Below are 26,058 nucleotides of genomic sequence, written 5' to 3'. Positions count from 1 at the left end.
GACGAGTGGCGCTCGTAATGGCCCGTCCGACTGTTCGAAGCGACTGCTCACGATCTGCGAAACCTCGGTGAATAAGATTTCCTGTCATCGATCGTCGAGCGATACGCGCCCCGGTGGCGTTCTGGTAGCCGCAACTACTGGCGCTTGTAATTTAAATGTACCGGTCCCGAAACCCCTGAAACCGGTTCTCAGGGGCCTCATCGTGCCATGTTGGACGTTGACAGGGGTAGTGGGAGGTACTTATACTGGTACGCGGTCGAAACATCCACGACGCTCGACACGGGAGACGCGCTAGAGGTCCGATTACCGAGCGTATTCCGAGTGTATCGTTCGGGGAAAACCGGCGGGCGAGACGGAGTTTTCCCGGAGAAAAACGGCGATTCATCGGTTCCCCGGTGTGCGTCTATTGGCCGGCATCGCAGTATCATATCCGTGACACGCAGGGTCGAATACGTGTGATATCCGGGTCGACTGACGCACACCGAGACGGCTCCGGCCGACGCCACGCGAGTATCTCGGTGGTGGTACCCCGACTCGATCACAGCGAGTCAGCTCTCATCCTCCGGGGAGTCCGAGCGACCGCTGTCCGGTGAACACACGCGATGAATTCTGTGAGCCCGTGAGAACACACCAGGCACTGCGAGTGTCGCTTACAACTCGTAGCTGTTCCAGACTGACCGACCGTTGACGGCCACCTCGAGGTCGACCCGCTCTGCGTCCCGCGGGATTCGAACCGTTCCGACCGGCGTCGTCTCGAGCGGCCCGACGCTGACCCGCTCGGTCTCCGTGTCGTCACCGACCCGCCAGCCGACGACCGGCTCGAGCGCATCGTGCGTGGCGTTACAGAGGGTGATCCCGACCGTTCCCGGACTGGCCGGGCCGTCGAGAACAGCCTGGACGGGCTCGAACGATCGCGAAATCGCCTCGGCGGCCCGCTTCGGCTCGCCATCGACCGTGTGAACGCCCATCCCGCCGCCTGGCGCACTATCGCGCAGCGTCGACGCCGTCACGATGCCACAGTCCCGCCGTCGGAGCGCTTCCGCGACCACCTTCAGCGTCCGCGCCTGCTCGAGTTGGGACGCGTCGGCATCGTCCGCTCGCCGCTCGAGCAGCGTCGGATCGATCCCCGGAATCGCCGCGGGATCGGCGTCGTCGGTCGCGAGGGAACCGGTTCCGAACCCGCCGACGACGGTGCCCAGAGCGGGATACGTCTCGAGCAGCCAGTCGATATCGCCCGCCTCGAGGTACTGCCAGCCGAGCGCGAGGTGGGACGCGTCCGCGCCGGTTCCCGGCGCGCCGATCGTCGGGACGACGGGTAGATCGCCGGGAATCGACGCGGCGATCTCGGTTGCGGGGTCGTGGTCGACCGACGTCCGCCACGCCCGATAGCGAAACGCGAGTTTCGAGAAGACGCCGCTTCCGAGCGGATCCGCGAACGGATCCTCCGGCTGATCGTTCACGGCGAGCATCGCGAGGCTGGGATGCTGGCCGTATTCCTCGGCGAGCGCTGCCGCCAGTTCCGTCCCCCGATCGACCGGCAGTTCGGACCCGATTCCGGTGGCGGGCAGATCCTGCCAGACCAGGATGCCCGCTTCGTCACAGGCGGTGTAAAATTCTCGTGCCGGGACGTGCGCGCGGGCGCGAAGCATCGTCGCGTTCGCGTCGACCGCCCGGTCGACGTCGTCGCGCGGGTCGCCGCCGGGAAGGCGCGTGAATCCGTGAGCGCGGACGCGACGTCCGTTTACCACCAGCCCGTCGTCGTCTCGCTCGACGGTCCGGAGACCGACGGTTCGTTCGACGGCGTCGCCGCCGAGTTTCGCCCGGACCGTATACCGGCGCTGCGGGCCGTACCCGCGGGGCCACCACAGCGACGGATCCTTGATCGAGATCGTCTTCGACACCGTCGTCCGCTCGCCCGCGTCGGCTCGAATCGGAACCCGCTCCATCGTGGCACCGCCGCGAAACCCTTCCGGCCGGAGCGATAGCGACACCGCATCGTCGACCGCCTCGCCCGCATCGATCTCGAGTGCGACGTCGATCGTCGCACCCGCACCGTCGGTGGTCGCGCGTGCGGCCGTTTCCTCCGTCGCATTCGCACCGTCGGTGGTCGCGCGTGCGGCCGCTTCCTCCGTCGTCCCCGCGTTCCGCTGTGACTTCGGACTCGCGCCGACGCGCGGCCGTGCCTCGAGCCGCCGGAGAAAGACCGCGGGCCGCGACTCGATCTCGACGTCCCCCCAGATACCCGGCGTCCCGAAGTGGGCCGGCACCTCGTCGGTCTCGTAGATCCCCGCAAACGAATCGGGTCGCTCGCAGACGACGATCAGTTCGTTTTCGGGCTGCGGTTCGAACTCGAGACGAAGGGGAACGAAGTGCGGTTCGTTCGTCCCGAGGCGCGTGCCGTTCAGCCAGACCGTCGCGCGGTCGTACGCGCCACGGAGTTCGAGTAGCGCCCGTTCGGTCTCGTCGCCTCGGGGGTCCGTGAAGTTCGTTCGATAGGCGATCGGTCCCCCGTCGAACCCCCTTGGGCGCCCGGGAACCGATACGAGTCGCCACTCCTCGACGGTCGGTGGACCGTCGCCGTTGCGGTCGGTGACGATCCCACCGACCCACTCGTCGGTCATTATCACTGTCAGCGAAGCCGAAGTAAAAAGCCCTTCCATCGGTTCAGGATCGCCGTGGGTTCAGGATCGACTAGAAGAGATTCTCGAGTCGGTCGTCCGCGAACTGCTCGGCGTGGTCCGTCGATTCCCGCTCCTGTGCGCGCGTTGCGTCACGCGCTCGGTCCACGAACCATTGAATCCGATCCGACCGTTCCGCTCCGCCGAGTAACACCAGCGCGCCGAGTTGGTCGCTGACCAGCGGAACGTCTCCGTCCCGGACCTGCATTCTGCCGGTTTCGTCCTCAAGTCACCGACTCGCTTTCGGGGATCCGGCTGGCCTGCGACGACGAGCAGCACCGAATCGACCTCCTGAGGAGCGTCTTCAGCGAGCGGCCGGCGTTGGCCTGGTAGAGCGTCCCCTCGTTTCGTCCCGGCAAGACGCAGACGCCGAGTGCGTAGACCGGACCGTCGTAGACCTGCTGGAGGTGGTGGACGAAGACGGGCGCACCGCCGCTGCCGGTCCCGCCGCCGAGGCCGGCATCGATGAAAATAGCTTCCGCCTTCGAGGTGACGATGCCGTCAAGCGAGCGGACACACACGACTCGGGCCCGTGGCCGACCTTGCGGCGCCCCGTCCGACGAAGGTCACAATACCTATCTGGCGCATTCCCCTTCGTTCGGGTATGTTCTACGAACAGCGGATGACCGTCTCCGACTCGCCCGGCGATCTCCGGGCCGAGTACGAGGACGACCTCGCGACGATCGTCGACCGACGCGGCCCCGAGGCCGTCGCGGCCGAAACCGGCCAGGAACGGGACGGGCTCGAGGCGCTCGCACGGGGCGAATCGCCCGACCTCACGCTGGCGGAAGCAGCGGAGATTCAGGCGCTCGAAGAGGGGGAACCCGATCCGGAGACGATCGTCACGATAGCACTCGAGCACCTGCTGCTCGGAATGTCGACTGCGGTCCTCGACGTCGACGCGGTCGAGAGCAAACTCGAGATCGACATGGATGCAAAGGAGATCCAGCAAAAGATCGAACAGCGAGCGCCGATGTCGTTCGAGGAGTTCGTCCACGTCCAGTACGCAATCGCGGACGGCGCACCGTAGGCGTCGTTCCGTTCCCGCCGGGCCGTCTCGCGGTTGGCGTCGTGCGGCGCGTCTCATGACTGTAGCGTGGATCGACACCGACCACCGGGAATTTATCGCGCTGGGCGGTGTCCAAACCCCATGTCGAACTCGGAGCGCAGCGAGCGCCGACGGCGGGAGACGGACGCGATTCTGGATCGGAAATCCGGCACGGAGGCCGTCGACGACTTCGAAGATCGGTATCGGGTCGTCGGCGCCGCCGACCGAGACACGTACGCGAACTGGCTCACGCCCCTCGAGGATCACTACGTCTGCCACCGCAACGAGACGCTCGAGCCCGACGTCGATGAGTGGACGGTCGCGCTAGCCGGCGCGGTCGATCGCGAGGCCGAACTGGGAATGGACGCGATTCGCGAGGACTACCCGACGGTCGCGGTCGCACACACGATGGAGTGTGCGGGGAACGGCCGCGGCTACTTCGACCCGGAGACGGGGAGCGTACAGTGGGAGTACGGGGCCGTCAGCACCGCGATCTGGACGGGAGCGCCGCTTTCCGCGATTCTGACCGACCACGGCGCGGCGACCGACGACGACACGTGGCTCACCGCGGTCGGCGGCGACCGTCCCGAAGTCGACGGCGAGAACGACCGGTTCGCCCGCTCGATTCCGATGTCCAAAGTTCTCGAGGACTGCATCCTCGCGTACGAAGTCAACGGCGAGGCGCTCCCGCCCGAACACGGCCGGCCGGTCCGGTTGCTCGTTCCGGGCTGGTACGGCGTGAACAGCGTCAAGTGGCTCACCGAACTCCACGTCGCGGAGACGATGGTCCACGGTGAGGACTGGGCCGACCGCGGCGGGGAAGACTACACCCGGTGGCAGCAGTCCGCCTACCGGATCCACCCCGAAGGCGTCGAGCCCGAATCGAACCCGACGGTATCGACGTACGACACCTGGGAGCAGATCGAGTCCGACGAGATCGACCATCCGTACACGTTCGACGAGAACGTCAAATCCACGATCGGCACGCCCGAAGACGGCGAGACCGTCGTCCCGCGAGAAGACGGCACGGTCGAGGTCGTCGGCGTCGCCTGGGCCGGCGACGACCAGGTGACGGCCATCGAACTATCGACCGACGGGGGCGACAGCTGGGAGGCCGGGTCGTTCTTCGGTCCGCACTACGACTGCGCCTGGCGGCTGTTTCGCTACGTCTGGGAGCCGTCGCCCGGCACCTACACACTCGTCTCTCGAGCGACGGACGAACGCGGCCGCCGCCAGCCGACGCGAATCGCACGGCCTGACGAGGACCGCGACGACGCGTATCCGTGGAACGAAGGCGGGTACGCCGAGAACGCGTCGCTTCCCCACGCGGTCGACGTCACCGTCGAGTAGCACCTTCCGCTCGCTACCGAGACGCGCCTCACCGGAGAGTGCACGCCACCGTGCTCGCGTCCGTTCGGCCTCGAGCGAGCGGACGAACGGATCGACTCGCAACCGGATCGCAAACGCACGAGACGAGTGACGCAGGCGTCGAGGAACGGGGCTCGAGCGGTGAGATTATGTGCACCCGACCGCGAGTTCGGCCATGAACGTTGGGATCCTTGGCTGTGGGTACGTCGGGATCGAACTGGGCCGACAGCTCGCCGATCGCGGGCACGAGCCGATCGGCGTTCGGCGGTCGGCCGCGGGCGTCGAGCGGATCGAAGCGGCCGGCTTCGAAGCGAGACGGGCGGACGTCACCGACCGCGAGGCGCTCGCGACGATACCGGACGTCGACGCGGTCGTGTTCGCAGCGAGCAGCGGCGGCCGTGGGGCCGAGACCGCCCGGGAGGTGTACGTCGACGGGTTGCAAACGGTGATCGACGCCTTCGGCGAGCGCGAGAACCCACCCGAACGGCTCCTCTATACGTCCTCGACCGGCGTCCACGGCGACCACGACGGCGCCTGGGTCGACGAGGAAACGCCGGTCGAGCCCACCACCGACAAAACCGCGGTACTCGCCGAGGCCGAGCGGATCGCACTCGAGGACGCGCCGGAACACGGCATCGACGGGACGGTCGCGCGCTACGCCGGCCTCTACGGACCGGACCGCTATCGGCTCGAGCGGTACCTCGAGGGACCAGTGACGGACGGGTATCTGAATATGGTCCACCGGGACGACGCGGCCGGGGCAGTCCGCTACCTGCTCGAGGAAGCCCTCGCTCGCGGCGAGGTGGTTCAGGTCGTCGACGACGAGCCCGTCTCGAAGTGGCCGTTCGCGGATTGGCTGGCCGACGAGTGTGGGGTCGAACGGCCCTCGAAGCGGACGAAAGCCGAGCGCCTCGCGGACGACGACGTTTCCGAGGCCGGCCGACGCCGAATCCTGACGAGTAAGCGGTGTTCGAACGAAAAATTGCGGGCGCTGGGATACGAATTCGTCTATCCGACGTTCCGCGAGGGATACCGCGACGCTATCGAACGCTTCCGACGTTCGTCGGGCGGGTGACGAACGCCGCCGCTATGGGGAAAACTCTTGGTGGTCCGATTTGATTTGCTGATATGAGCCGCCGGAGCGCCTCGAGCGGGGTTGCGTTCGTCGGGGCGAATCCCCTCGTGACCGACTCGGTCGGCGACTCGATCCGCTCTCTCGAACCGCTCGTTCTCTCCCTTCTCGTCCTCGTCGTCGTCGGACTCGTCATCGGCGGCTGGTGGGCGATTCGCTGGTTCCGCCGTCCGCCGGGCGCCCGACTGCAGCGCGTGCTCGCGAACCACGACGACGTGACGGTGTTGATGCACCCCAATCCGGACCCCGACGCCATGTCGTGTGCGATGGGGATCGCGGCGATCGCGGACTCGGTCGACACCGAGGTGAACATGCAGTTCCCCGGTGAGATCCGCCACCAGGAGAATCGGGCGTTCCGGACCGTTCTCGATCTGGATCTCGAGCCCGTCGAGGCCAGTTCACAGCTCAGTTCGGACGCGGTGGTCCTCGTCGATCACAACACCCCGCGGGGGTTTACCGGAGCCCAGACCGTCGAACCCATCGCGGTCGTCGACCACCACCCCGGTAACGGGGCCGGGACGAAGTTCACGGACGTTCGGACCGATTACGGCGCGGCATCGACGATCCTCGTCGAGTATCTGACCGACATCGGCGCGACGATGGCCGACGAGGAGGAGGACTCGAGCGGGTTCGAGATTTCGCCGGAGTTGGCGACGGGGCTCCTCTACGGAATTCAGTCGGACACGAATCACCTGACGAACGGCTGTTCCCGGGCCGAATTCGACGCCAGTGCCACGCTGTTTCCGGGAATAGACGAGGACTTGCTCGACCGAATCGCCAATCCACAGGTCAGCGACGACGTGTTGCGGGTCAAGGCGACGGCGATCACTCAAAAACGCGTCGAGGGCCCATTCGCCGTCTGCGACGTCGGCGAAATCGGAAACGTGGACGCGATCCCGCAGGCCGCGGACGAACTCATGCATCTCGAGGGCGTGACGGCAGTCGTCGTCTACGGCGAAAACGACGGGACGCTCCACCTCTCCGGTCGATCGCGCGACGACAGGGTCCACATGGGCGAGACGCTTCGTCACGCGATTAGCGATATCCCGATGGCCAGCGCGGGCGGTCACGCGCGAATGGGCGGCGGCCAACTCTCGGTCGACCACATGAACGGCATCGGTCCCTCGGACGGGATCAGCCGCGCGGAATTCGAAGACCGGCTCTTTGCGGCGCTGGCCGGCGAACGCTAGCCGGAGCCGATCGGACTCACTTCTGGCGATCGAGCAACGAGCGCACCGCCTCCGGGTCGGCGGTGTCGCCGGTCTCGACGAAGTGTGCCGCACAGGCGTTTCCGAGCGCGAGCGCTGCCTCGAGCGGCCACTCGTGGGCCAGCGCACACGCCAATCCGGCCGAGAACCGGTCGCCGGCACCGGTCGTGTGCGTTACCGCGCTGACCTCGAGCATGTCGACGACGGCAGTCCCATCGCGAGTCGCCCCTGCGGCCGCGTCGACGCCGTGAGAGACGACGCCGGTGACGTCGATCGCCGAACGAAGGGACGCCGCTCTGTCTCGGTCCCGGTTCCGGTCCGGGGGCCCGTCGAACGCGCCGTCCGCTCCGTCGGCTGCCGTGACGGCGGCCTCGAGTTCGGTCGGATTGACCGAGAGGACCACCGCGAGGGTGTCGCTTGCCGCGTCCGCTCGCGAGAGCGCGTCGAACAGGTCCGCGAGCGCCGCTGGCTCGACCGCGTCGAGCGGGCCGGGATCGAGGACGACCGCGAGGGGGTCGTCGGGCGGGGCCGACCGAAGCCGGTCGAAGACGGCCGTGAGGCCGCGAATCGTGACCCAGTTCGCACAGCAAAGCGCGTCCGCATCGACGAGTTGGTCCCAGTCCACGACCGCGCTGAGATCAGCGACGTCCCACGCCTCGGTCGGTCCCGGCTCGGAAAAGAGGAGGTCGTCCCCGTCGAACGCGACGACGCTGACGGTTGCCGGCGGGCCCATGGAGTGCGTTTCGAAAGAAAAGTCGGCCAACACCGGATGGTCGAGATGGCCGACGAGGGTCGCGGAATCGCCGAGCGCGTCGACCTGTACGGCCGCGTTGACCGCCTGTCCGCCGGGTTGGACGTCGATCGACTCGAGCCAGAACGCGCGGCTGCCGTCCGCGAGTTGGCCGGCGAACTCGTCGACGTCGCGGAGGGACGCGCCGCCCGCTCCCGAGAGGACGTATCGGTGATCGACGCTGCCGTCGGGAAGGGCGACGACGTGCCGGCCGTCACCGGCCTCGAGAGCGTCGAGGCGGTCGCGAAGGGTTCCGTAGCTCACACCCGTGAGTGGGGCGCTCGTCGATAAAAGCAGTCGGACGGCGGCCCGCCCGTCGGTCGCCTCGCGGCGACGCGAGCCACCGGTGGGACAGCGTGTACCGGACTGACGGTCGAGCCGGCGCGTGGGATCGACCGATTCGGACTCTCGACGTCCCCCGTCCCGTACGGTCGTGGCAATCGAAGGTGAGGACGGCCCTACCGGATCTCCTTCCACTCGGCGTTGCAATCCGGACAGATGCGGACCGTCTTGATATCGTCGGGGTCGTTTTCGGTCTTCAGCGGCTTCTCGCACTCGCCGCAAACGAGCCTGTCGTAGGTGTCCTTCTCGAGTTCACCCTCCCGAAGTGCCTTCCGGACTGATTTCATGTGCACCCTGTAGGGAAGAGGGGGAGAAAAAGACCGGTGGTAATTTATCAGTATTCGAATCGAGCCGATCAGGGCTGCGTGTCCGCGCCTTGGGGCTGATCGGCGGGCGACGACCGTCGGTTCGAGACGGCGACGGTCGAGACCGGCCCCGCCTATCTGGCCGCATCCGTGGCCGTTTTACCGATCCGCCCGAACACCCCACCGATGGAGTACGTCCAGGAGCGGATCGCGACGCTCCACGAGTTCGGCGACGGGGACGGACCCAGTGGCGACCTCGGGAACGAGGCCGCCGCCGCGGTCGCCGAGACGGCCGTCGTCGTCCCCATGACCGCCCGCGAGTACGACCGTCCCGCCGCCGAACGCGTCCTCCGGGAACTCGAGCGCCTCGAGCCGGCGCCCGCTGCGGTCTTCGTTCCCGTGCGCGCCGACCCCGACCAGATCGGGCCGTTTCGCGAGTGGCTCACCTCGTTCGCACTGCCGATGCGCGTCCTCTGGTGTAGCGCGTCCGACGTCGACGCGTTGCTCGCCGACGCGGGTCTGGGCGGTGACTTCGGGAAGGGACGAGACGTGTGGCTCGCGCTCGGTCCGGCCGCCGACAGCGCCGACGCAGTCGTCGTCCACGATGCGGATGTCAGAAGCTACGAGTCCGATCACGTCCACCGCCTGCTCGCACCCCTGACGATGGACTTCGACTTCTCCAAGGGGTACTACGCCCGCGTCGAACGTGATCGGCTTTACGGCCGACTCTGCCGGCTGTTCTACGAACCCCTCGTTCGAACGCTCGCGGACGCCCACGACGAGCCGATCGTCGACTACCTCCGTGCGTTTCGATACGCGCTGGCCGGCGAGTTCGCCGCGACCGCCGACCTCGCCCGCAGACTGCGACCGCCCCGTGCGTGGGGACTCGAGGTCGGAACGCTCGGCGACGCCTTCGCGGTCGCCGGCTTCGGCGGGACCGCGCAGGTCGACCTCGGCACCCACGAACACGACCACCGAACGGTCGCGGGCGAGACGGGTCTCGAGGGGATGAGCCGCGAAGTCGCGGCCGCACTCCTTGGCGTGATCGAGGAACACGGTGTCGATCCCGAGTACGAGACGCTGCCCGAGCGATATCGCGCGGTCGGCGAGACGCTGATCCGGCAATATCGCGTCGATGCGGCGTTCAACGGTCTCGAGTACGATCCCGCGGGCGAACGCGATCAGCTGGCCCGCTACGCGACCTCGATCGCGCCGCCGGAGGACGACACGCGTCTGCCGCGGTGGACCGACGCCCCGTTCGACCCGACCGAAGTGGTCGAAGCCGCCCGGCCCTGGCGAGAGCGACGGGTCGGGTCGCGCTCACAAGACTAATCCCATCACCGGCCGTTGGACCGGGTATGGACGCGACCGCCGACGAACTGGCCGGCGTGGTCGACCTCTTCGGCGGGTTGACCCGCGAAGAGCTCGAGCGGGCGCTCGCCGAGGCCGCCTATCGAGCCGACGGGCAGTCGGTAGACGACGACGACCTCGAAGCGGCGATCGAGGCCGCACTCGAATCGTTCGCGCTCGTTCGGTACGATCCCACGAGCGGAAGCGACGCGGCGGCGAACGCGGACGGGGAAGCGCTCTTCGTCGCCGGTCCGACCGCGTTTCCGTCGGTACCGGAACACGCCGAAGACGTCCCCCACATCCTCGACGTCGAACGCCGCCGGCCCGACCGACAGCCACTGGGTGAGGCAGCCCGCGATCGCTTCGTCGCAGCCGCTGACGAAGCGATCGCCGCAGGCGACGGCGCACGGTGTCGGACCCTGCTAGACGTGAGCTATGACCTCGAGACCTGGGCACCGGTCGATCTCACCGACGAACGGACGCGGCTGGAGGACGCGCTGGCCGAATGACTGACGCGAGGCTGGGTCTCGAGCCGGTCGCCGCCCACGACCCGGTCGAGATCGACGATCAGGAGTACGACGCGGCCGTCCTCGCACCGATCGTCGACCGCGACGGTGAGGACCACCTGCTTTTCACCCGGCGGGCCGACCACCTCGGCGAGCATCCCGGCCAGATGAGCTTTCCCGGCGGCGGTGCCGAGCCGAGAGACGGGACGATCCTCGATACCGCGCTCCGGGAGGCCAACGAAGAGATCGGCCTCGAGCCGAGCGAGGCCGAAGTAGTCGGGCAACTGGACGACATTCGGACGGTCACCGAGTACGCCGTCACGCCGTTCGTCGCCCACGTCCCGGATCGGGAGTACGTCCGCGACGACAACGAAGTCGCCGAAATCGTCGTGCTTCCCCTGTCCGGACTGCTCGATCCGGAGAACTACGAGTACGAGCGTCGATCGCATCCGTACTACGGCGAGGTCGTCATCCACTACTTCCACGTCAACGGCTACACCGTCTGGGGCGCGACGGGCCGAATCCTCGTGCAGTTACTCGAGTTGGCGACGGCGTTCGAAGCGCCAGAGACGGTCGACCGGTCCGAGACGTAACCGCTTGCTCGCCGCGTTCCCGCGTTCCCGACTGCCCCGTCGCACCGTCGGATGTAGGTTCGTACCGTCGTCGACTAACTCACACGGGAGGTCGGTCACTTACAGTTCCTCGAGCGAGCGGAGCTTTTGCTCGACGTCCGGGGGTGCGGCGCTGGGACCGTCGCGGACGCGGTGATCGGGAATGAGAAGGGGCGCGGGATTCTCGTCCAGTGCCGTCCGGACGAGAATGATGTCGGTTTCGTTCTCGTGATCGAGACCCGCGGTCATCCGGGCGAGCGTCTCGACGGTGACCTGGTCGCCGTAGGGAACCTGCTGGACCTGTTCGAGGACCGACCGCTGGTCGGTCGGCATGGTCATCGCGACCCGGACGTCATCGAAGGTGACCGGCTCGAGGCCGTCGAGGTACTCGAAGATTCGATCGAGGACGGCGTGGTCCGCTTCGGCGTCGTCGTCGGGGATCTCGGGAAACGAGACGCTCAGGACCCGTCCGCTGGCGACTCCGAGCTGGACGTACCGATCGAGGTACGGCGATTCCCGCGCGTAGATTCCAGCGTCCGTAACGTCCACCATAGCGTCTCTTAGGCGGCCCGGGCTTGAATAGGCGCCGGTCTCGGGTCTCGGCTCGGTGCGGTATGACCATCGACAACTGCCGGCCTCGGCGATCGAGGTCCGGTCCGCATCGCGTCACGAGCGTGGCTCGTGCGCCCACTCACAGCGGTCCGTTCCACCCCCATTGCGTTTAGTCCCCGGTCGTGGTTTTTCTACACGATGTCCCGATCCCGAGAACTGGACGATTTCAAGGAGACGCTCGGTGAACTGGTACACGAGTCGCCGGAGCTGAAACGGTTCAGCGGATTCGTCGAAACGGCGGAAATGACGACGACGCTCGATCACAAGACGAAGGAGTTGATGTCGCTCTCCATCGGGGTCGTCACTCGCTGTGACCACTGTATCCTCTGGCACACGGACGCGGCGCTCGAGGCCGGTGCGACCCACGACGAGATCGTCGACGCGCTCAAGGTCGCGGTCGTGATGGGCGGCGGTCCCGCGATGACGTACGCGGTCGACGCCTACGATACGCTGCAGGCCCTCGAAGCCGAGCGGAGCGGATAGCCGGCGAGGCAAACGACCGACGACCGACGGCCGGCTACCGACGACCGACCGTCCCGCCGAGACGGGACCGTCGGAGAGCTCCCGTCCCCGCCGTCGCGATGACGCAAGTCTTATGTACATATGAGTACGTCGATGTACAATAATGAACTCCGAGACGGAGCTTGCGCCCGCAGTGAAGTCGATTCTCGCGGCCGCTCGAGAGCGCTCCGGCGGCGACGGCGTCGTGGACGTCGACGCACGGTCGTTGCCCGACGCGCTGGCGCGAGCGGACGCGGACGGACGGGTCCCGGTGATCGGGGAGGTAAAACCGACGAGTCCGACGGCCGACGGAACGCGAGCCGACGATCCCGTCGAACTGGCCGCGGCGATGGTCGAGGGCGGCGCGGCGGCGATTTCGGTCCTCACGGAGCCGACCCACTTCGGCGGCTCGCCCGAGGCGTTGACCCGCGTCCGGGAGGCCGTGGACGTCCCCGTCCTGCGCAAGGACTTCGTTCTGGACGAGGACGGGATGGACGTCGTCGCGGCCGACCTGTTGCTTTTGATCGCGCGGTTCGTCGACGACCTGCCGGAGCTCGTGGCGGCCGCGCGCGACCGCGGGTTCCAGCCGCTGGTCGAAGTGCACGACCGGGACGAACTCGCGGCCGCGCTGGACGCGGGCGCGGAGCTCGTCGGGGTGAACAACCGGGATCTGGCGAAACTCGAGGTCGACCTCGAAACCTTCGAGTCGGTCGCCCCCGACGCTCCGGACGACGTGACGCTGATCGCCGAGAGCGGGGTGTCGTCGCCGGCTGACGTCCGCCGGATGCGCGAGGCCGGCGCCGACGCGTTACTGATCGGCAGCGCCATCATGGACCACGGCGCGGACGACAGCGACGTGACCGAGAACACACGGCGACTCACACGAGCGCATTCGGGGGATTCGGCGGAATCGACGGCTGAAACCGAGTCGACACGAGCGCACACGACGGAGTCAGAGACGACATGAGCGCACACGACGGAGACACACAGACATGAGTACAGGCGAACGCGAACGCGACGAGAGCGGATCCGGGCGCACGGGAACGTTCGGCGACTACGGCGGTCAGTACGTCCCGGAGGCGCTGATGCCGGCCCTGCAGGAACTCGAGGACGCCTACGAACGGTTCGTCCTCGAGAACGAGGACGGGTTCATGGACGAGTTCCGCGAGCGAATGCACGACTTCGGCGGCCGGCCGACGCCGCTGCAGCGCGCGGACCGGCTGAGCGAGCGCTACGACCGCGAAATCTATCTCAAGCGCGAGGACCTCGTCCACGGCGGCGCACACAAACTGAACAACGCGCTCGGGCAGGTGCTGCTCGCGAAGTACATGGGCAAAGAGCGGATCATCGCCGAAACGGGTGCGGGCCAACACGGTACCGCGACGGCGATGGCCGCAGCCCACCTCGACATGCCCTGTGAGATCTACATGGGCCGAACCGACGTGAATCGCCAGCGGCCGAACGTCTACCGGATGCGGATGAACGGGGCCGAGGTGAATCCGGTCGATGCGGGCAGCGCCACCCTGAAAGAGGCGATCAACGAGACGATGCGCGACTGGGCGACCACCGTCGAACGAACGCACTACGTGATCGGCTCCGTCGTCGGTCCGCACCCCTTCCCGAAGATGGTCCGGGACTTCCAGTCGGTTATCGGCGAGGAGATCCGCGAGCAAGTACGGGAGATGGCCGGCCGGCTTCCGGACAGCGTCGTCGCCTGCGCCGGCGGTGGCTCGAACACGATGGGGACCTTCCACGCGTTCGTCCCCGACTGCGCGGACCCGCGGTTCGCGGACGACTCGAGCGGACGGCGTCCGCGAGACGACTCCGTGAACCTCTACGCCGTCGAAGCCGGCGGCTCGAGCCTCGAGGTGGACGAAGAGGCGGGTCTCGCGCCCAATTCGGCGACGCTCTCGACTGGCACCGACGGCGTCCTCCACGGGGCGATGACGAAGCTCCTCCAGAGCGGGGACGGCCAGATCGTGGAATCACACAGCGTCAGCGCGGGACTCGACTACGCCGGCGTCGGTCCAGAACTCTCGCACCTCGTCGAGACCGGTCGGGTAACTCCCGTGAGCGTCGACGACGACGACGCCCTCAACGGCTTCCACCGGCTCTCCCGGCTCGAGGGCATCATCCCGGCACTCGAGTCGAGTCACGCGCTGGGCTATCTCGAGCGCGCGGCTGGAACCGCCGCGGACGCAGCGAGCGGCGATGGGCCGCGAGACGAGCGACACGACGAACTCGGCGAACTGGTCGTCGTCAACGTCTCCGGGCGCGGCGACAAGGACCTCGAAACGGTGCTCGAGGAGACCGAGAAACGCGATCTCGAGGCCGCACCCGACGTCGAGGTGTTCGACCGGTGACCGACGACGCGGTCGACTACGACAGCGACGTCGAAGCCGCGATCCGCGAGAGCCGTCCCGCGCTGATCACCTACATCACGGCGGGCGATCCGACCCTCGAGGACACGAAGGCGTACGTCGAGGCCTTAGACCGCGGCGGCTCCGATCTGATCGAACTCGGACTCCCGTTTTCGGAGCCGATCGCCGAAGGGCCGACGATCCAGGCGGCGATCAACCGTGCGCTCGAGGCCGGGACGACACCCCGTGGCTTCTTCGAGTTAGTCGACGAACTCGAGACCGACGCGCCGCTGCTGGTGATGACGTACTACAACCTGATCCTGCAGTACGGTTCGGAACCGGACGTTCGACCGTTCGTCGAACGCGCGGCCGAAGCCGGACTCTCGGGGATCATCGTTCCCGACCTGCCCGCCGAGGAGGCGGACCCGCTGCGCGAGGCCTGCGACGACTACGGGCTCGATCTCGTCTTCATCATCGCGCCGACGACCGAGGGAGAACGACTCGAGACCATCATGTCGCAGGTGTCGGGCTTCGCGTACGTCCAGGCTCGTCTCGGGACGACCGGTGCGCGCGCGAACGTCTCGACGGCGACCCACGACAGCCTCGCGCGGCTCTCGGGGTACGACGTCCCGAAGGCGGTCGGCTTCGGCGTGAGCAAAGGCGACCACGCCGCCGAAATCGTCGAGGCGGGCGCCGACGGCGTCATCGTCGGCAGCGCGCTCGTGGACATCATCGCGTCGAGCGACGACCCCGCCGACGCGGTCGCCGAACTCGAGGCCACGGCGACGGAGCTCAAACGCGGCGCTCGCCGCGGCGCGACAGACGATACCGAGGACGACACCAACGCTGAAGATGCGCCGGAACCAGAACAGCCATAACTGCAAGCTTGCTACACTCCCGCAATGACCACCGGAATTGACGCACGACTCGAGCGAATCGGGACAGACGGATCGTACGTGATCGTCCCAATGGACCACGGCATCACGATGGGCGCCGTCCAGGGGCTGAAAGACATCGAATCGACCATCGACGGCGTCACCACCGGCGGCGCGGACGCGGTCCTCACGCAGAAAGGGATCGCGCCACGCGTCCACGAGAACAAAAACGGCAAGGGCTACATCGTCCATCTCAACGGCTCGACGACGATCGGCCCCGACGAGAACGACAAGCGAGTGACGGGCACCGTCGAAGAGGCGATTCGCGTCGGCGCCGACGCGGTCTCGTTCCACATCAACGTCGGTTCGGATCACGAACCCGATCAGCTCACGCAGCTTTCGGAGGTTACGGAGACGGCCGAGCGATTCGGGATGCCGGTGCTGGCGATGGCCTACGCCCGCGGGCCCGGCGTCGACCCCGAAGATCCCGAGGCGCTCGGCCACGCGGTCCGACTCGCCGAGGAACTGGGCGCGGACATCGTCAAAACGGGCTACAGCGGCGACGCCGAAAGCTTCCGGCACGTCGTCGAGTCGACCCGGCTCCCGGTGGTCATCGCCGGCGGCTCGAAAGGATCCGATCGACAGACGATCGAGATGGTCCGCGGCGTGATGGATGCCGGCGGCGCCGGTGTCTCGATGGGACGATCCATCTTCCAGCACGAAGACCCCGAAGCCATCGCGCGAGCGGTCGCCGGGGTCGTCCACCACAACCTGTCGACCGACGAGGCGCTGGCCGAGGCGGGGCTCGCGCTCGAGGCCTGAAGAGACTCCCCGGAGCCACTCGTTCGTTTTCTCGGTTCGATCGCCCCCAGAGGGGTTCAGCGCGGTCGCTGCGCGACCGTCAGTGACAGTGCGTATCGAGATGCACGTCGCGGTCGGCGTACTGCGGACAGAGTTCGACGGTCGCGTGATCGACGCCCTGATGGGCGAGTTCGTCGTGAACGCTGCGAACGATCGACTCGGCGTCGGCCATCGTCTCGACGTCCGTTTCGACGTGAACCGTCGCGACCGTGATCTGACTACAGATCTGCCACGCGTGGAAGTCGTCGACCCGGTCGACGCCGTCTATCTCGCCGAGGATCGAACGAATGTCGTCGCTCTCGAGCGGAGTCTTGAGGAAGAATATCTCGCCGCTGCCGCGCAACACGGTCACCGCCGACCAGGTAACGACCGCGGCGATGAGCGCCGCGGTGATCGGATCGATCACGCGGATGCCGGTCACTTCGATGGCGAGGACGGAGACGATGACGGCCACCGAGCCGCCGGCGTCGCCGAGCAGGTGGTAGAACGCGCCCTTCTCGTTGAGACTCATCGCGTCGCCGTGGAGGACGTAAACCGAGACGACGTTGACGACGAGCCCGCCCGTCGCGATCGCGAGCGTCGGAACGACACCGATGGAGATGGTAGCCGGCTCTACGAACCGCTGATAGGACTCCCAGAGGATGAATCCGACCATCGGCAGGAGCAAGAGGCCGTTCAGGAAGGCGGCGAACGGCTCGAGGCGGTGGAGACCGTACGACCAGCGGTCGCCCTCGCCGTAGTGTTCGGCGACGTGGGAGGCGGCGAAGGCCATCACGTACGCGAGCGCGTCGAAGAGCATGTGGAACGCGTCGCTCAGGAGTGCGACCGATCCGAACGCCAGGCCGCCGGCGAGTTCGACGAGGAACCCGACGATGTTGATCAGCGAAACGGCGGCGAGCTTGCGGCTGTTCGTCGACTCCCCGCCGTGGCCGTGGTCGTGACCGTGCCCGTCGTGTCCGTGTGAGTCGTGGGTCTGTGTCGACTCGTTGTGACTCATCGTAGGTCGAACTCGGGGCGTCCTTGTTATTAAACTGGCTGCTATTAAACGGGGGATAAACTAGCAAGCTTCACAAAAAATTGCGCCTCAGTTATTAACACTGGTCCAGGGCGTCGATCAGTCGAGTCGACCCGGCCACCGGAAGAATTTCACGCGTGGTCTTCCTTCTCGAGTCCGTGACCGACGGCGAGGAGTACACGCTCGAGGACGAGATCGTCGCTCGCGCGCGGATTCACGCCCGCGACGTCGTCGACGAGAACGGGCTGGCGGTGGATCTGACGGCCCTCGAGTGGGACGTGTCCGCGCGAGCGCGTCGGCGAGCGGGTGCGTGTCGGTGGCACGCGGACCGGGGCGTGGCGACGATCGTACTCGCCCGCCGGGCGTACGAACGGTACGAGTGGCCCGCCTTCGCCGGCATCGTCCGGCACGAACTCGTCCACGCCTGGGAGTTCCAGCAGTTCGGCGAGTCCGGCCACGGCGACCGGTTTCGCGAACAGGCCGCCGCGCTCGAGGCGCCCCGCTACTGCGAGGCGTTTACCGAGCCCCGGTACGTCCTTCGGTGTCTCACGGCCGACTGCGACTGGCGCGCGAAGCGCCATCGAGCGTCGAAACCGGTCGCGTCGCCGGACCAGTACCGCTGTGGGGACTGTGGCGGATCGTACGAGGTAGAACACGTCGAAAGCGGCCGGACGTGGGCGACCGCGGGCGGCTACGGCGGCGCGAAGGCGGCGCTCGGCGAGGACTGGTAGCGAACGCGGGATCGCGATCTTCTGTGCGGGCGACTGGACGCCGTTCGATCGGCCGGTCTCCCGGCAACGGGACGACGGCGTCGAGGCGACCGGCACGTGTCGCGGTCGTCGACGGTTCGTTTCGAGTCGACCGCGGAACACTTATTCGGCTCACTCTACCTGTTTCGAGTATGGGACTACTCGAGTTGATGCTGGGGAAATCCGGCCCCGGCGAACAGGGCGTCGCGGCGAAGTCGTACACGCTGCCGAAGGAGACGCACGACTTCGTCTACCCCATCGCAGTTCGCCGCGAAGAGGTCGAGGCGTTCGCGGACTTGCTCGAGGCCGAAGCCGAGGCGCCGGCGCTCGACGTCGAGACCGACGACCTGGAGGCGGCCATCGGCGGCATCGCGGACGACGGGGCGTCCGAAATCGATCCCGAAGCGCTGGCCGAGCGGCTGGAACGGCCCCGGCGCGCGAGCGAACCGGTGATCGCAACCTGGCGCGAGAGCTTCGATCGTGACATCGGCGTTGTCTACGCCCGCTCGGGGACCTACGGCGGACTCGTCGCGTTCGTCAAGCGCTGCAAGCAACGCGACGAAGCCGACGACGACCCGTTCGAACTCCCGGAGAACTTCTCGGCGGCCGCCGCGCTGCTCAAGCGACTCGAGGAGGGGACCGAGAGCCAGTACCGCGCCGTGGTTCACACGGACCTGTTGCCGGACGAGCAGGGCGCGTGAGCGACGCCGTCGTCGAAAGCGACCACACGGCCGCTCAGACGATCGTCTCGAACGACTCGAGCGACGCGAGTTCGTAGGTCGGTTCGTGGTCGCGGTGGCCGTCGTCGTGGCCGGGGTCGAGCCAGGCCGAATCGATCCCCATGGCGTTGGCGCCCGCGACGTCGGCGTGTAAGGAATCGCCGACGTGGATCGCCGCATCGGGGCCGACCTCGAGTTCGGCGAGCGCGCGTTCGAAGGGGGCCGCGCTGGGTTTCGGGTGAATGCCGGCGCTCGGTTCGGTGAAGACTCGCACGTCGAAGGCGTCCTCGATACCCAGTGATCGAAGTTTCTCAGTCTGGGTCGTCCGCCCGCCGTTCGTAATGAGGCCGACTCGACCGCGATCGCCCGCGTGTTCGAGCGCGGCCCGCGCGCCGGGTCGAAACCGGACGGCGGTCGGGTCCCGCCGGTCGAGATATTCGGTCGTCAGCGTCGGTGCGACGGTCGGATCGACGCCGGCCCGTCGCGCGACTTCGGTAAAGAGTGCGTCGTAGAACTCGCGATCCGTGCCGGTACTCGGCAGGTCGGGCACGGCGGCTCGAAGCTCCGCGGGCGTACAGAACTGCTCGCAGCCGGCGCCATCGAACGTCGACTCGAGCACCGCGACCGCGTCCTGGGTCGATTCGCAGAGAGTCCGGTCGAGATCGAAACAGATCGCGTCGTAGGCTGCCATCTGTCCGGTCGTAGGGGAGCAGGTCTTCTCAACGTTTCGCCGACGACGGGCGTCCCGGGCGGTCGGACCGTCGGGGAGCCGGCTCGATCCCCGCCGGAGAATCCACAGCAGTTATTTTCACCGACACACCTCTCGAGGTATGGACGTCGTGAAGCGAGTCCACGTCGTCCCGCTTGGCTACGAGTACGAGCGGATCGTCGAGCCGATCCGCGACCAGCGGGCCGACCTGGTCTACCTCCTCGAGGACGACAGCGCCGCCGGCCACAGACACCCGGACGGGGGGACGCGAGGACCGGACGGTGGCGACGGGCACACCGAGCGAAACGCCACGGCGCCGGCGGACTATCACGACGAGTTACGCGACGAACTCGAGACGATCGTCCCCGAGGTTCGAACCTGGGAGTGCGATCTGACGGACGTCTACGCGGTTCTCGGTGACGTGACGACGATCGCGGACGTCCACGCCGACGACCAGGTGTACGTCAACGTCTCGGGGGCCGGCACGATTCCGGCGATCGGCGCGACGATCGCCTGCATGGACGTCTCGACCGACGCCCACGCCTACTACGTCGAGCCGTCGGAGTACGCCCACGACGGGACGACCGAACCGATCTCCTTCGGCGTCGACGAGATAGAGCAGGTCCCGACCTATCCCATCGAATCGCCGACGCGCGATCAGGTCGCGATCATGGAGTTCCTGTCCGACCCCGGCGCGTGGGAGGGCTTCCACGACGACCGGACGTCGCCGCCGAAGAAGAAAGACCTCATCGAGTACGCCCGGGATACCGATCTCTCCTTCATGGCAGATCGGCGCTCGCCCGACGAACGCAGCGCCGAGGACAAGGGCGCGTTTCGCGTCCTCGATACGCACATCCTGGAGCCACTCGCCGAGGACGGATACGTCACGATCGAATCGGTCGGCCGGCGCCGGGTCGTCGAGTTGACCGAGCGAGGCGAAAACGCCTACCGTGCATTCCGACACAAACTCATGGACGACGCCGACGAGTTGCGCTAGGGGCCAACCGCCGTGACGGCATCCGGCCCACAGTGAGTAGCGGAGCAGTCCATAGCGATGACTCGCTACCAGACAGACTTTGATAGAACGGGCGTGCGAGAGAGAGCGCTTATTTATCCGGACCGTTCCAGTCGGTCAGTTCGAGAAAGTTGCCATCGGGGTCGTGGAAGTAGATGCTCGTCCGAGTTTCGTGTACTTCCACATCGCGGACGACTAACCGCTGTTTGACGCTGCTGATTTCGTCTTCGGTTGCACGGAAGGCCAGATGGGGATCGTCTTTGTCCCCAGGATGTTTCGGCGTCACATCCGGTCGGTCAGCGAAGTTTATCCACTCTCCGCCGCCGATGTCCATCCAGAAGTAGTCCGCTGTCTCGATAGTGTTCTCGGGGTTGTCGGGCCCGATGGGGGTGAATTCCAGCACCCCTTCGTAAAATGAAACGGCACGAGGAAGGTCTGATACCGCAAGCGCAGCGTGGTGGACTCCTTCGACCATACCCTATACTGGTGGTGCTATTGGATTAAATCTTAACCGAGGACCGTATTAGGTAGGCCCGCTGTAGTCGGCACCAGTTCCGGACACGGTACTGGCAAACGACTGTGGCTGATGCTGAATAGAAAACGCGAATGTGCGACGAGATTCGACTCGAGTCGCGAACCTGGTGATTGCGTCGGACAGGTAAACGACGTTCCGCCAGTGCAGCCAGAGATTCAAACAATTTACATCGAATAGACTGCATTCTAACATATGTCCGACCGTACTGACCGTCTACTCGCCGTTCTCGTCGTGTTGTTGGCGTTGCTGGTCGTGTCTCAAACGACTGGTGCACCACGAAACACGGGACTGAGTTTGATAGGGCTGGGAGTCGGGGTCCTCGCTATCGTATTTGCCCTTGCTGAACTGGTGAAATCGTTGTGAACTACTCCGCCCTACCGCGTTCGGGCCTCCCCGGCCCTCGCTTGGTGGGGACGGAGCTTCCTGTTTCTGTGTCGGAACGTGCAGGAACAGATCCCACAGCGTCCACGAGGCGCTCCGCGTCTCGTGCGGCCCGGCAGAACGCCGTTGGCGTTGACGTTCTGCGGACGGTTCCAGACTCCGCAGGCGACTCTCCTTTACAGGTGGTTCGGAGTGTCCCACTCCGACCGAATCGACACTCGGCCACAACCGACGATGCACGCTTGTTGTCGCGTTTGAACACCGCCGGAAACGTGGTGAGCATCTTACTCCCCCCTTCGACCGAAGCGGTAGTAAGGGTGCCGATTCACACGAAAACAAGACGCGCGGGCGCTGTATCCCCTCTTTTCTCGCTTCGCTCGCTGAGGATAGCGCGGGACCGAAGGTCCCGCTGACCATGCGAACGGCGGAGCCGTGAGCAGAAGGGGGCTTAACGCCCTCAATTACAGCTAAATCCAGTCGACTGAAACGATACGTTCGCAGGTCTACTGGCCAGTTTGTTTATCGGCTTCGGTGAGAAATGAATCGAGTCGCTGTACTGAACTCTTACTCGATCTCGATCACTGTGATTCCATTATGACTGTAATCTGCTCCGTTTGACCGTATGAAAACGTACGCTAATCACTGGCAGTCCGCGTCGGAAACGAGCGTGAACAGCGTCGTCCCGAGGCGGGCCAACGCGAGGTCGGCTTCGAGTCGGTCGATGTGATCGCGAAGTGCCGCCGCAGACAGCCCCGGGAATTCGCGGTCCGTCCGTGGGTCGAGATGGCTGCTCGCGCGAGCGAGCAGGAAGGGCGCGGCGTCAGCGAGGTGCGAACCCGGAAGCTGCGGGCCAGCGCCGCGGTCGCGCTCGACCGCGGTGAGGACTTCCTGTGCCACGATTAGTCGCCGTCGAAGCGTGCGGATATCGTCGGCATCGGCGGGCGGGCTCAGTCGGCCCGCCAACACGTCATCCGCCGCGACGACGAGACCCGGATCGACAGCGAACTCGGCCGCGAACTGCTCGCGAGTGGGTTCGCCGACGTCGGTGCGACGACACGCGAGGCGAACGGCACCCAGAACGGCCGCGTCGAGGCCGATCGTTCCGACTGCCTCCTCGCCCGCGTGATCGAACGCCGCTCGAGCGACGTCCGTCACGGAAGTCACCTCCAGACGGTGGGCGGCACAGTCGATCGTCAGTTCGGCCGTCGTCTCGAGGTGGCGCTGACCCATACGTGATGGACCGAACGGGCCCATATTATCTATTTATGAGAAAGTATCGTTACTGTCGTTACTATCAGTACTGTCGGCACTAACTGGCGTGTCGTGACAGACTAGCCCGTCGCAACCGTGCGGAAGGCCACACCGATCGTCGGCGTCACCGCCACGACTCACCTCGGGGCCCGGCGACGCCGCCCGATCCGCCACGTTCAAGCCGATTCCCTCCGACGGACGATTTATGACGCGAAGTGTCTGGGTAAAAGCCGACGACGCAGTCGGCGATTGGGACGACCGCCGAGCGCGGATCACCGCCGCGCTCGAATCGGGTGTAGACTGGGTACTCGTGGACGAAGACGACGTGGAACGCGTTCGCGAACTCGGCGATATCAACGTCGCCGCGTACCGTACCGACGGGGACGTGACCCTGGTCGACGACATCGACGACGCGGAAGCGGACAGCGACGACGCGGAGCCGGCCACACAGGCCGACGCGGTCGTCGTCGGAAAGGGCGGCGAAGGCGACGCGACGATCGACCTTCCGGAAGATTTCTCGGGCTCTGCCGATCTCTCGACGCTGCGCCGCGACGGCGACTTCGATCGGGGCGCGTACGTCCGCATCCTCGGCAAGGAATACGAGCGCTTCGCGGAGACCGCCGCCGAGGAGGCCGATCACACGATCGTCGTCGGCGAGGACTGGACGATCATCCCCCTCGAGAATCTGATCGCGCGCATCGGCGGGGAAACCGACCTGGTCGCGGGCGTGACGAGCGCCGAGGAGGCGAAGACGGCCTTCGAAACGCTCGAGATCGGCGCCGATTCCGTCCTGCTGGATTCGGACGATCCGGACGAGATCCGGAAGACGGTCGACGTCCGCGACGAGGCCGAGCGCGAGCGACTCGATCTCGAGTACGCTGAGGTCGTAGACGTCGAACGGGCCGGCAGCGCCGACCGGGTCTGTGTCGATACCGGGAACCTGCTCGAGCACGAGGAGGGAATGCTCGTCGGCTCGATGAGCCGCGGCCTGGTCTTCGTCCACGCCGAAACCGCCGAATCGCCGTACGTCGCCTCCCGACCGTTCCGGGTCAACGCGGGCGCGGTCCACGCCTACGTCCGCACGCCCGACGGCGGCACGAAGTACCTCGCGGAACTCCAGAGCGGCGACGACGTCCAGGTCGTCGACCTCGAGGGGAACACCCGCGAAGCGATTGTCGGCCGCGTCAAGATCGAGAAGCGGCCGATGTTCCGGATCGCCATCGAGACCCAGAGCGGCGATCGAATCGAGACGCTCCTCCAGAACGCGGAGACGATCAAAGTGGCCGCCGCGAAGGGACGGACGGCGGTGACCGACCTGGAGGCCGGCGACGAGATCCTGATCTACTACGAGGACACGGCTCGCCATTTCGGCGAAGCCGTCGAGGAGAGCATCATCGAGAAATAACGGCTTTCAGCTACCTCTCGTTCCGCCTTCATAGTTAATTGGTAACATATAACATGGTCGTCGGCGGGTGCGATCAGAAACCGGCGGCCTTTCAACACACCAGTGAATTCTCTTCTCCCGTTACACCAGTTCGGAGACTAACATTCAACAATTCTATTAATTGAGGGGAACATTGTCCCCATCCTATGGTGGTCGCTGCGGCGTTATGAGCCGGACTATGAGCGTCACTCGAGAGAAAGTGAAAGCGGTTGCACCGCCCGAGTTCGCGGTGACGCTGCGCAACGCCGGCCTGGCGGGGGCAGGCGGTGCCGGCTTTCCGACGTACGCCAAGTGGGAACGGCTCGAGGAGGTCGACTCGTTGCTCGTGAACCACCAGGAGAGCGAACCGAACTACTACATGGACAAGTGGCTGGGCCGTGAGCGATCCGACGAGCTGTCGTCGCTGTTCGACGGGCTGCTCGACCACGCGTTCGATCGAATCGTTGTCACTGCAAAGCGAGCCGACCGAGACGAGTGGCTGGGCGAACTCGAGGCGGCGACCGACGCGACGATCTACGAACCGGCCGACCTCCCGGTCGACGGCGACGAAACCGGTGTCACAATCGCGTACACGGCGGACAAATACGAGTACGGGATGGAGAGCGTGCTCATGCGGATCGTCGCGGACGCCGTCGTGCAAGGCGAGGAGTTACCGATGGATTACGGCTGGATCGTCCAGAACACGGAGACGCTTTTCGACGTCTACCGTGCGCTCGTCGACGGCGAGCCGACGACCGAGAAGTTCGTCCACGTCGACGGCCGCGTCCCGACCCACCGGTTCCTCGAGGTCCCGGTCGGCACGCCTGCAACGGCGCTCCTCGAGGCCGCGGGCCGATCGGCAGGCCTCGAAGAGAACGAGATCATCCTCGACGGCGGCCCGGGGTGGTGTTTCGAGATCGAACAGTCCCCGGAGACGTTCGGTGTCCGCAAGCGAACGAACTGTCTGCTCGTAATCGAGGAGTCGGTCGTTGCGGAGAATCGCCTCGGGAGCGGCGGTCGGGTCAACGTCCTCGCGCCAGCGGCCTGGAAGCAATCGAGCCACGAGACGGAACCCACGGAGACGCTCGCTCCGGATCGAGTCGAGGTCCCGCTGATCACCAATCCCGACTTCGAAGGCGTGGTTACTCCGAGCGAACCGATCGTCCGGCCCACGGACGAGGTACGGACGGGTGAGATGATCGCGAAACCGGCCGACGGGATCAGCGTGGCCCACCACGCGCCCATCGACGGGACGGTTACCGACGTTTCCGACGAATCCATCGGGATCGAACGGGCCGACGTCGAAGCCACGACCGCGGGGAGGACACACGCCACGGAAGAAGCCGACTCGCACTGGACCTACTGGACGTGGTGTTCTGAGTGCGGCCGGTACTACCCGAAACCACGGCTCGAGACCGGTCGCGCCTCCGAATTCGTCTGTCGCCGTTGCCGCTGACAGCGCCTGTCGACGTCACGGTCCAGTCACCGACGGCGAGGTCGTGAGGGTCGCTCCGCTGATGTCACCCAGCTTATCGGACGCACGGCCGCGTATCCGTCGACCGAATCCACGCGGACGGGGTCCGCCGGTCGGTAACAATCGTTCCGTCACCGTCCGCGTAGCTCACGTACCGATCGATATCGAAGTCGGCCGTGATGGTCCGTTCGCCGCGTCGTTTTCCGTTCGTTCGCATTCAGACCACTCCCGCCGAATGCG

Annotated in this window: 25 protein-coding genes and 1 pseudogene; 17 read left to right on the top strand and 9 right to left on the bottom strand. The window is 66.2% G+C overall.

What is annotated here, in order from left to right:
* Positions 1-650: 650 nt before the first annotated feature.
* Complete coding sequence (locus tag NJT13_RS14635; protein ID WP_254522377.1) at positions 651-2,621, bottom strand: glycoside hydrolase family 2 protein; 1,971 nt, start codon at positions 2,619-2,621, stop codon at positions 651-653.
* A gap of 70 nt (positions 2,622-2,691) precedes the next feature.
* Positions 2,692-3,187 (bottom strand): annotated as a pseudogene (locus NJT13_RS14630) (cell division protein); the annotation flags it as partial.
* Between the two features lie 95 nt (positions 3,188-3,282).
* On the opposite strand from NJT13_RS14630, the gene NJT13_RS14625 reads away from it, so the two are divergent.
* The 4 genes from NJT13_RS14625 to NJT13_RS14610 all read left to right on the top strand — a co-directional run bounded on the left by NJT13_RS14625 (position 3,283) and on the right by NJT13_RS14610 (position 7,416).
* Complete coding sequence (locus NJT13_RS14625; protein ID WP_254522376.1) at positions 3,283-3,708, top strand: DUF5791 family protein; 426 nt, start codon at positions 3,283-3,285, stop codon at positions 3,706-3,708.
* Positions 3,709-3,828: 120 nt separating this feature from the next.
* A complete protein-coding gene (locus NJT13_RS14620; RefSeq protein WP_254522375.1) occupies positions 3,829-5,076 on the top strand; it encodes a sulfite oxidase in 1,248 nt (415 codons plus the stop codon).
* 193 nt (positions 5,077-5,269) lie between these two features.
* Positions 5,270-6,169, top strand: a complete 900-nt coding sequence (locus NJT13_RS14615) for an SDR family oxidoreductase (RefSeq protein ID WP_254522374.1) — start codon at positions 5,270-5,272, stop codon at positions 6,167-6,169.
* Positions 6,170-6,222: 53 nt separating this feature from the next.
* A complete protein-coding gene (locus NJT13_RS14610) occupies positions 6,223-7,416 on the top strand; it encodes a DHH family phosphoesterase (RefSeq protein ID WP_254522373.1) in 1,194 nt (397 codons plus the stop codon).
* A 16-nt stretch (positions 7,417-7,432) separates the two neighbouring features.
* On the opposite strand, the gene NJT13_RS14605 is transcribed toward NJT13_RS14610, so the two are convergent.
* Complete coding sequence (locus tag NJT13_RS14605; protein WP_254522372.1) at positions 7,433-8,488, bottom strand: carbohydrate kinase family protein; 1,056 nt, start codon at positions 8,486-8,488, stop codon at positions 7,433-7,435.
* Between the two features lie 194 nt (positions 8,489-8,682).
* Positions 8,683-8,853 (bottom strand): HVO_0758 family zinc finger protein, encoded by a 171-nt coding sequence (locus NJT13_RS14600; RefSeq protein ID WP_254522371.1) that lies wholly within the window; start codon positions 8,851-8,853, stop codon positions 8,683-8,685.
* A 204-nt stretch (positions 8,854-9,057) separates the two neighbouring features.
* On the opposite strand from NJT13_RS14600, the gene NJT13_RS14595 reads away from it, so the two are divergent.
* Genes NJT13_RS14595 through NJT13_RS14585 form a run of 3 tightly spaced genes read left to right on the top strand, consistent with a single transcriptional unit; the run spans position 9,058 to position 11,320 of the window.
* The gene (locus tag NJT13_RS14595) at positions 9,058-10,203 is read left to right on the top strand and encodes a glycosyltransferase family protein (protein ID WP_254522370.1); all 1,146 of its coding nucleotides are present in this window, start codon (positions 9,058-9,060) and stop codon (positions 10,201-10,203) included.
* Positions 10,204-10,229: 26 nt separating this feature from the next.
* Complete coding sequence (locus tag NJT13_RS14590; protein WP_254522369.1) at positions 10,230-10,730, top strand: DUF7109 family protein; 501 nt, start codon at positions 10,230-10,232, stop codon at positions 10,728-10,730.
* The gene (locus tag NJT13_RS14585) at positions 10,727-11,320 is read left to right on the top strand and encodes an NUDIX hydrolase (RefSeq protein WP_254522368.1); all 594 of its coding nucleotides are present in this window, start codon (positions 10,727-10,729) and stop codon (positions 11,318-11,320) included. Before NJT13_RS14590 ends, NJT13_RS14585 begins: the two co-directional genes overlap by 4 nt.
* Positions 11,321-11,419: 99 nt before the next feature.
* Here NJT13_RS14585 and NJT13_RS14580 read toward each other — a convergent pair whose 3' ends face one another.
* On the bottom strand, positions 11,420-11,890 hold the full coding sequence (locus NJT13_RS14580; RefSeq protein ID WP_254522367.1) for an MGMT family protein: 471 nt from the start codon (positions 11,888-11,890) through the stop codon (positions 11,420-11,422).
* A gap of 198 nt (positions 11,891-12,088) precedes the next feature.
* On the opposite strand from NJT13_RS14580, the gene NJT13_RS14575 reads away from it, so the two are divergent.
* The 5 genes from NJT13_RS14575 to NJT13_RS14555 all read left to right on the top strand — a co-directional run bounded on the left by NJT13_RS14575 (position 12,089) and on the right by NJT13_RS14555 (position 16,508).
* Positions 12,089-12,433: a carboxymuconolactone decarboxylase family protein gene (locus NJT13_RS14575; RefSeq protein ID WP_254522366.1), complete on the top strand. Its 345-nt coding sequence runs from the start codon at positions 12,089-12,091 to the stop codon at positions 12,431-12,433.
* A gap of 142 nt (positions 12,434-12,575) precedes the next feature.
* Positions 12,576-13,418 carry an indole-3-glycerol phosphate synthase gene (gene trpC, locus NJT13_RS14570; RefSeq protein WP_254522365.1) on the top strand — a complete coding sequence of 281 codons (843 nt, stop codon included), beginning with the start codon at positions 12,576-12,578 and terminating at the stop codon, positions 13,416-13,418.
* 25 nt (positions 13,419-13,443) lie between these two features.
* The gene (gene trpB / locus NJT13_RS14565; RefSeq protein WP_254522364.1) at positions 13,444-14,814 is read left to right on the top strand and encodes a tryptophan synthase subunit beta; all 1,371 of its coding nucleotides are present in this window, start codon (positions 13,444-13,446) and stop codon (positions 14,812-14,814) included.
* A complete protein-coding gene (gene trpA, locus NJT13_RS14560; RefSeq protein ID WP_254522363.1) occupies positions 14,811-15,689 on the top strand; it encodes a tryptophan synthase subunit alpha in 879 nt (292 codons plus the stop codon). The genes trpB and trpA overlap by 4 nt, the downstream gene beginning before the upstream one ends.
* Before the next feature lie 24 nt (positions 15,690-15,713).
* Positions 15,714-16,508 (top strand): 2-amino-3,7-dideoxy-D-threo-hept-6-ulosonate synthase, encoded by a 795-nt coding sequence (locus NJT13_RS14555; RefSeq protein ID WP_254522362.1) that lies wholly within the window; start codon positions 15,714-15,716, stop codon positions 16,506-16,508.
* A gap of 79 nt (positions 16,509-16,587) precedes the next feature.
* Here the strand turns inward: NJT13_RS14555 and NJT13_RS14550 are convergent, their stop codons facing one another.
* On the bottom strand, positions 16,588-17,544 hold the full coding sequence (locus NJT13_RS14550) for a cation diffusion facilitator family transporter (protein WP_254522361.1): 957 nt from the start codon (positions 17,542-17,544) through the stop codon (positions 16,588-16,590).
* Between the two features lie 176 nt (positions 17,545-17,720).
* Between NJT13_RS14550 and NJT13_RS14545 the strand changes: the two genes are divergently transcribed.
* The gene (locus NJT13_RS14545; RefSeq protein WP_254522360.1) at positions 17,721-18,293 is read left to right on the top strand and encodes a SprT-like domain-containing protein; all 573 of its coding nucleotides are present in this window, start codon (positions 17,721-17,723) and stop codon (positions 18,291-18,293) included.
* A 170-nt stretch (positions 18,294-18,463) separates the two neighbouring features.
* Positions 18,464-19,012, top strand: a complete 549-nt coding sequence (locus tag NJT13_RS14540; RefSeq protein ID WP_254522359.1) for a hypothetical protein — start codon at positions 18,464-18,466, stop codon at positions 19,010-19,012.
* Positions 19,013-19,046: 34 nt separating this feature from the next.
* Here NJT13_RS14540 and NJT13_RS14535 read toward each other — a convergent pair whose 3' ends face one another.
* Entirely contained in the window at positions 19,047-19,721 is a 675-nt protein-coding gene (locus NJT13_RS14535) for an HAD family hydrolase (protein ID WP_254522358.1), read from the bottom strand.
* Positions 19,722-19,860: 139 nt separating this feature from the next.
* On the opposite strand from NJT13_RS14535, the gene NJT13_RS14530 reads away from it, so the two are divergent.
* The gene (locus NJT13_RS14530; RefSeq protein ID WP_254522357.1) at positions 19,861-20,736 is read left to right on the top strand and encodes an HFX_2341 family transcriptional regulator domain-containing protein; all 876 of its coding nucleotides are present in this window, start codon (positions 19,861-19,863) and stop codon (positions 20,734-20,736) included.
* A gap of 109 nt (positions 20,737-20,845) precedes the next feature.
* On the opposite strand, the gene NJT13_RS14525 is transcribed toward NJT13_RS14530, so the two are convergent.
* Positions 20,846-21,229, bottom strand: coding sequence for a VOC family protein (locus NJT13_RS14525; RefSeq protein ID WP_254522356.1), 384 nt, complete (start codon positions 21,227-21,229; stop codon positions 20,846-20,848).
* 1,080 nt (positions 21,230-22,309) lie between these two features.
* Positions 22,310-22,900 carry a hypothetical protein gene (locus tag NJT13_RS14520; protein WP_254522355.1) on the bottom strand — a complete coding sequence of 197 codons (591 nt, stop codon included), beginning with the start codon at positions 22,898-22,900 and terminating at the stop codon, positions 22,310-22,312.
* A 226-nt stretch (positions 22,901-23,126) separates the two neighbouring features.
* Between NJT13_RS14520 and NJT13_RS14515 the strand changes: the two genes are divergently transcribed.
* Together NJT13_RS14515 and NJT13_RS14510 are read left to right on the top strand one after the other, a co-directional pair.
* Positions 23,127-24,326 (top strand): 3-dehydroquinate synthase II, encoded by a 1,200-nt coding sequence (locus tag NJT13_RS14515; protein ID WP_254522354.1) that lies wholly within the window; start codon positions 23,127-23,129, stop codon positions 24,324-24,326.
* 217 nt (positions 24,327-24,543) lie between these two features.
* The gene (locus tag NJT13_RS14510; protein ID WP_254525466.1) at positions 24,544-25,800 is read left to right on the top strand and encodes an NADH dehydrogenase subunit; all 1,257 of its coding nucleotides are present in this window, start codon (positions 24,544-24,546) and stop codon (positions 25,798-25,800) included.
* The last annotated feature ends 258 nt before the right edge of the window (positions 25,801-26,058 follow it).

It is taken from the genome of Natrinema caseinilyticum (assembly GCF_024227435.1).
GTDB lineage: Archaea > Halobacteriota > Halobacteria > Halobacteriales > Natrialbaceae > Natrinema > Natrinema caseinilyticum.
Note: the sequence above shows the minus strand (reverse complement) of the source record. Positions and strands in the feature narration are given on the sequence as shown.

Bases quoted from the DNA above. Each gene is read 5' to 3' on its own strand.
- NJT13_RS14550 (WP_254522361.1), bottom strand. From the start codon at position 17,544: ATGAGTCACAACGAGTCGACACAGACCCACGACTCACACGGACACGAC.
- NJT13_RS14595 (WP_254522370.1), top strand. From the start codon at position 9,058: ATGGAGTACGTCCAGGAGCGGATCGCGACGCTCCACGAGTTCGGCGAC.
- trpC (WP_254522365.1), top strand. From the start codon at position 12,576: ATGAACTCCGAGACGGAGCTTGCGCCCGCAGTGAAGTCGATTCTCGCG.
- NJT13_RS14590 (WP_254522369.1), top strand. From the start codon at position 10,230: ATGGACGCGACCGCCGACGAACTGGCCGGCGTGGTCGACCTCTTCGGC.
- NJT13_RS14620 (WP_254522375.1), top strand. From the start codon at position 3,829: ATGTCGAACTCGGAGCGCAGCGAGCGCCGACGGCGGGAGACGGACGCG.
- NJT13_RS14615 (WP_254522374.1), top strand. From the start codon at position 5,270: ATGAACGTTGGGATCCTTGGCTGTGGGTACGTCGGGATCGAACTGGGC.
- NJT13_RS14635 (WP_254522377.1), bottom strand. From the start codon at position 2,621: ATGACCGACGAGTGGGTCGGTGGGATCGTCACCGACCGCAACGGCGAC.
- NJT13_RS14540 (WP_254522359.1), top strand. From the start codon at position 18,464: ATGGGACTACTCGAGTTGATGCTGGGGAAATCCGGCCCCGGCGAACAG.
- NJT13_RS14525 (WP_254522356.1), bottom strand. From the start codon at position 21,229: ATGGTCGAAGGAGTCCACCACGCTGCGCTTGCGGTATCAGACCTTCCT.
- NJT13_RS14625 (WP_254522376.1), top strand. From the start codon at position 3,283: ATGTTCTACGAACAGCGGATGACCGTCTCCGACTCGCCCGGCGATCTC.
- NJT13_RS14580 (WP_254522367.1), bottom strand. From the start codon at position 11,890: ATGGTGGACGTTACGGACGCTGGAATCTACGCGCGGGAATCGCCGTAC.
- NJT13_RS14585 (WP_254522368.1), top strand. From the start codon at position 10,727: ATGACTGACGCGAGGCTGGGTCTCGAGCCGGTCGCCGCCCACGACCCG.
- NJT13_RS14555 (WP_254522362.1), top strand. From the start codon at position 15,714: ATGACCACCGGAATTGACGCACGACTCGAGCGAATCGGGACAGACGGA.
- trpB (WP_254522364.1), top strand. From the start codon at position 13,444: ATGAGTACAGGCGAACGCGAACGCGACGAGAGCGGATCCGGGCGCACG.
- NJT13_RS14575 (WP_254522366.1), top strand. From the start codon at position 12,089: ATGTCCCGATCCCGAGAACTGGACGATTTCAAGGAGACGCTCGGTGAA.
- NJT13_RS14535 (WP_254522358.1), bottom strand. From the start codon at position 19,721: ATGGCAGCCTACGACGCGATCTGTTTCGATCTCGACCGGACTCTCTGC.
- NJT13_RS14530 (WP_254522357.1), top strand. From the start codon at position 19,861: ATGGACGTCGTGAAGCGAGTCCACGTCGTCCCGCTTGGCTACGAGTAC.
- NJT13_RS14520 (WP_254522355.1), bottom strand. From the start codon at position 22,900: ATGGGTCAGCGCCACCTCGAGACGACGGCCGAACTGACGATCGACTGT.
- NJT13_RS14600 (WP_254522371.1), bottom strand. From the start codon at position 8,853: ATGAAATCAGTCCGGAAGGCACTTCGGGAGGGTGAACTCGAGAAGGAC.
- NJT13_RS14510 (WP_254525466.1), top strand. From the start codon at position 24,544: ATGAGCGTCACTCGAGAGAAAGTGAAAGCGGTTGCACCGCCCGAGTTC.
- NJT13_RS14610 (WP_254522373.1), top strand. From the start codon at position 6,223: ATGAGCCGCCGGAGCGCCTCGAGCGGGGTTGCGTTCGTCGGGGCGAAT.
- NJT13_RS14515 (WP_254522354.1), top strand. From the start codon at position 23,127: ATGACGCGAAGTGTCTGGGTAAAAGCCGACGACGCAGTCGGCGATTGG.